Origin of the sequence: Nocardia alni (assembly GCF_019038435.1) — a bacterium.
Taxonomy (GTDB): Bacteria; Actinomycetota; Actinomycetes; order Mycobacteriales; family Mycobacteriaceae; genus Nocardia; species Nocardia alni.
Map to the genome: position 1 here is coordinate 1 of NZ_JAGPOX010000273.1, position 3,731 is coordinate 3,731.

The 3,731-nt window shown below is 64.6% G+C and carries 4 protein-coding genes and 1 pseudogene; 1 reads left to right on the forward strand and 4 read right to left on the reverse strand.

The genetic code is table 11. The annotated features are described in order from the left end of the window. Positions 1 to 1,233 (reverse strand): MFS transporter (locus tag JZ791_RS43605; protein ID WP_308163504.1); only part of this gene is annotated, 1,233 nt, incomplete at its 3' end. Between the two features lie 53 nt (positions 1,234 to 1,286). Here JZ791_RS43605 and JZ791_RS43610 point away from each other — a divergent pair. Then, positions 1,287 to 2,030, forward strand: coding sequence for a TetR/AcrR family transcriptional regulator C-terminal domain-containing protein (locus JZ791_RS43610; RefSeq protein ID WP_216903774.1), 744 nt, complete (start codon positions 1,287 to 1,289; stop codon positions 2,028 to 2,030). Positions 2,031 to 2,244: 214 nt separating this feature from the next. On the opposite strand, the gene JZ791_RS43615 is transcribed toward JZ791_RS43610, so the two are convergent. The 3 genes and pseudogenes from JZ791_RS43615 to JZ791_RS43625 all read right to left on the reverse strand — a co-directional run. Next, complete coding sequence (locus tag JZ791_RS43615) at positions 2,245 to 2,952, reverse strand: nucleotidyl transferase AbiEii/AbiGii toxin family protein (RefSeq protein WP_216903776.1); 708 nt, start codon at positions 2,950 to 2,952, stop codon at positions 2,245 to 2,247. After that, positions 2,945 to 3,454 carry a helix-turn-helix domain-containing protein gene (locus tag JZ791_RS43620; RefSeq protein ID WP_308163505.1) on the reverse strand — a complete coding sequence of 170 codons (510 nt, stop codon included), beginning with the start codon at positions 3,452 to 3,454 and terminating at the stop codon, positions 2,945 to 2,947. Before JZ791_RS43620 ends, JZ791_RS43615 begins: the two co-directional genes overlap by 8 nt. Before the next feature lie 97 nt (positions 3,455 to 3,551). After that, a pseudogene (locus tag JZ791_RS43625) lies at positions 3,552 to 3,731 on the reverse strand (manganese transporter); the annotation flags it as partial.

Consider the following 3,731-nt stretch of genomic DNA (forward strand, 5'->3'; position numbering starts at 1 on the left):
GCCGAGGACTGCGATGCTGATTGCTTGGCCGACTTGCTGGAGGGTGTCGTTCATTGCTGATCCGACTCCGGCGTGTTCGAGGGGGATGGCGCTCATGATCGAGGCGTAGGCGGCGGGGCCGGCCAGGCCGCCGCCGATGCCCATGATCATCATGCTCGCCAGTACCCACGCGTAGCTGTCGGCGTTGGCCAGGACCACGAACGCGGCGCTCATCACCAGCAGGCCCGAGACGATGAGGGTCTTGTTGCTCAGCTTCTTGCCGAGGGTTGCGCCCAGGCCGTTGAATACGGCGGCGGCCAGTGCGTAGGGGAGCAGCGCCCAGCCTGCTCGCATCGGTCCGTAGCCCAGTACGAACTGAAGGTATTGCGTCAGCATCAGCATTACCGCGCCCATGCCGAAGACCATGAGCAGCAGGGTGAGGCAGGTGCCGGTGAAATCGCGGTTGCGGAATACGGCCAGTGGAAGCATCGGATGCGGGGACCGGTGTTCCCAGGCGATGAACGCCGCGGCGGCCAGCACAGCCAGCGCGATCACGGGAATGTTCCACTCGCGCTGGATGATTACGTACACCGTCGAGGTCAGTGCGACGATCGACAATCCGACTCCCAGGGGATCCAGCGGTCGTTGTTCGCCGCGGGTCTCGGGCATCAGTATCAGTGCGGCGGCGATCGCGATCACCGCGACAGGGATGTTCAGCACGAAGACCGAACCCCACCAGAAGTGTTGCAGCAGCAGGCCGCCCACCGTGGGGCCGAGCACGATGCCGACCATCGCCACCGTCGTCCAGGCGGCCATGGCCTGGCGGCGTTCCTGTTCGTCGAAGGTGGTCATCAGGATCGACAGGGTGGAGGGCATCAGCAGTGAGCCGCCGACGCCCATCGCGGCGCGCGCGGCGATGACTTGCCACGGCTCGGTGGCGAGCATCGCCAGCAGGGAGGCCGCGCCGAAGACGGCCAGGCCCGTGATAAGCATGCGGCGCCGGCCGAAGCGGTCCGACAGGCTGCCCGCCGTCAGTAGCAGGCCGGCGAAGACGAGGACGTAGGCGTCGAGGATCCATTGCACGTCGGACGGCGTGGCGTGTAGTTCGCGGATCAGTGACGGAATGGCGATGTTCAGGACGGTGCCGTCGATCGTCAGCACCAGCAGGGACAGGCACAGGACCACTAGAACCAGCCAGCGACGCGGGTCTCGCTCCGGTGTCCCGGCAGGTTCTAGTACAGTGTTCGATTTCACTAGCACACCGTACGATAAACTCGAACAGCGTGCTAGTGAATTACAGTGATGGCGTGACCAAGCCCTTTACCTCGGTGTGGACCCGGGAGCCGCGCAAGCCGAAGAATTCCGGGCTGAGCCGGGAACAGATCGTCGCCGCGGCGGTCGAGCTGCTCGACGCCGAGGGGCTCGACGCACTCAGCATGCGCAAGCTCGGAGCCAAGCTGGGCGCCGGCGCCACGAGCGTGTACTGGTATGTAGCGAACAAGGACGAACTGCTGGAACTGGCCGTCGACGAGATCTGGGCGCTGGTCGAATTCCCCGATCCGGAGCACACGCCGTGGCGCGAGGCGTTCTCGACCTTCGCCTACAGCCTGCGAACCTCCCTGCTGGCCCACCCCTGGGCAGCGCTACTGATGGGTCAACTGCCGATGGTGGGCCCGAAGTCCTTCGCGCTCACCGACATGATGCGCCGGGGCGCCACCCACGCCGGCTTCACCGGCACCGATATCTACCTGGCATCAGGCACGGTGATGAGTTTCGTACTGGGGACGGTCCTTCCGGATGCCAGCCAGATGAAAGCCACTGGCGGCAAGCGGTATTCGCCCGAGAGCATGGCCACCATGCTGGACCAGGTCGCCGCCCCCTATCCGCAACTGCGGGCGGATTACCGCGACACGCTTCCTTCCGATCCGGGCGTGGCTCGCGCCATCGGCTTCGACTTCGGACTGCTGTGCGTACTCGACGGGCTCGAGGCACGCCTGCGCGTCACGGCAGTCGAATCGCCCGCGGCTCGAACGGATCGACCGGTGAGCTGATCCGGTTCGCTCAGTCGCAGCGGGGTTGAATCCCCGGCGTCCACCACACCGACCCCCGCCGCCGATGACGTCGAGGTGCGACGCGCCGAGTGACCGACGTGCTGATTGATGAAGGGCGCAGTTCACAGAGGCTGGTGCCGTGTGACAGATGGCCGTCCGCCGTCCGAGAACCAGTTTTGCGCCTGGGCCGTCGGACCCGATGGACGGGCTGTTCTCATCCGGTGGAAATAGATTTCGGAAGGGCACGGATTTGTTGCCAGAGCACTGCTTTGGGCACGTCGGTCATCCGCAGTGCCTGCATGCAGCGGTCGAGTCGGCCCGGACGATCCCGCAATGCTGCGACAGCCTTGGTCAGGTCTCGTTCGATGCTGCTGCCGTAGGCAGAGGCTGCCTTGGCGGCTGCTGCGCGCAGGAGATCCCGGCTGGGCGACATCATTGCCAGGTCTATGACGTCACGGCTGTACACCGCGTCGTCGGCCCATCGATCCGAATTGGCGAGCAATTTGCTCGCAGCCATGTCGACCGGGGCGAGGGTGGCAAGCCCGCATACCCGGTCTCGGGCCCCCGGAGGGTCGAAATGAATTCGGCCTTCCAGGACGATCTCGAATTTGACGGGTGCATCCTCAGCTTGCAGCACAGTCCGGATTCCGTATTGATCTGCCCGTACGTCTCGGAGCGGATGCAACTGCTGTCCGGTCCGCACCAGCGCCTCGACACCGTTGGCTTTGATGAGTTCACGGAGCCCGCGATATCCGTCGATATCCGAAACCAGGAAGTCGATATCCACTGATTCGCGAAATTCACCGTATCGCAGGGCGATCGCGGTGCCGCCGCCGAAAAGACAGTGGTGGTCGGCGAGTATCTCGGCGTCGAGCGCCTCGAGTACCTGGGCGACCAGTCGATGGTGCTCCCGCTCAAACAAGCAGCCGACCTCCTCCCCATGCCTCGACGAGATGTTCGACGAGGGCGCGTTCTCGTGAGTCCATGGCTGTCGTATCGACGTGCCGCCAGTTGCGCTCGTAGAGGCTCAATGCCTCGCGGGGCGTCAGACTGACGGAATCGCCCAAGTGCCAAGCGAGTTGCCGAAGTTGTGGGTACGCGCGGATATCGACCGAGTCGCTGTCGATTGCTGCGGTGCCGGTATCGCATTCGGGTGGTGTGGCAGGTCTAGCCCGGGCTTCGGCAGCCCGAAGCTCGAGCCCCAGCGCCGAAGCAACGCTCAGGTACGCGCCCATTGTGACAGACGGCTCACCGTGCTCGATGCGATGCAGCGTTACTCGGGAAATACCGGCCGCCTCCGCGGTCGAGGTCATGCTCACCCCGAGTTCCAGCCGTTCGGCTCGCAACCGAGCAGCCAGCGCGGTGAGCGCTGCTCGTTCTGTAACTCCTACGGTGGGACTAGCAGCTGGCATAGTGTTTCTCATTCTATACCAACCTGTCGCGGCGTGTGGTTGGCCGCGCTGTGTGTGATGGTCGGTCGTGTGTGACTGAGCCGCCCATGGCGAAGGCCACTCCGTGGATTCAGCTGCGGCCGAGTTGGACGGCCTTGACTACCAGGAGGACTGCGCCGACGACCAGGTAGGCGCGCAGGGCCAGCATGCCGAGTTTGGTTCCGGCGTTCCAGGTTACGGGCTCGAGAAGTGTCAGGGGTGGCATGCGCCAGTGGTCTTTTTCGGAGGCGTCGATTGCCGGGGGTGGGGG

What these genes read in the sequence shown, in the direction of transcription:
- JZ791_RS43620 (WP_308163505.1), bottom strand. Translation starts at nt 3,454, where the DNA reads ATGAGAAACACTATGCCAGCTGCTAGTCCCACCGTAGGAGTTACAGAA.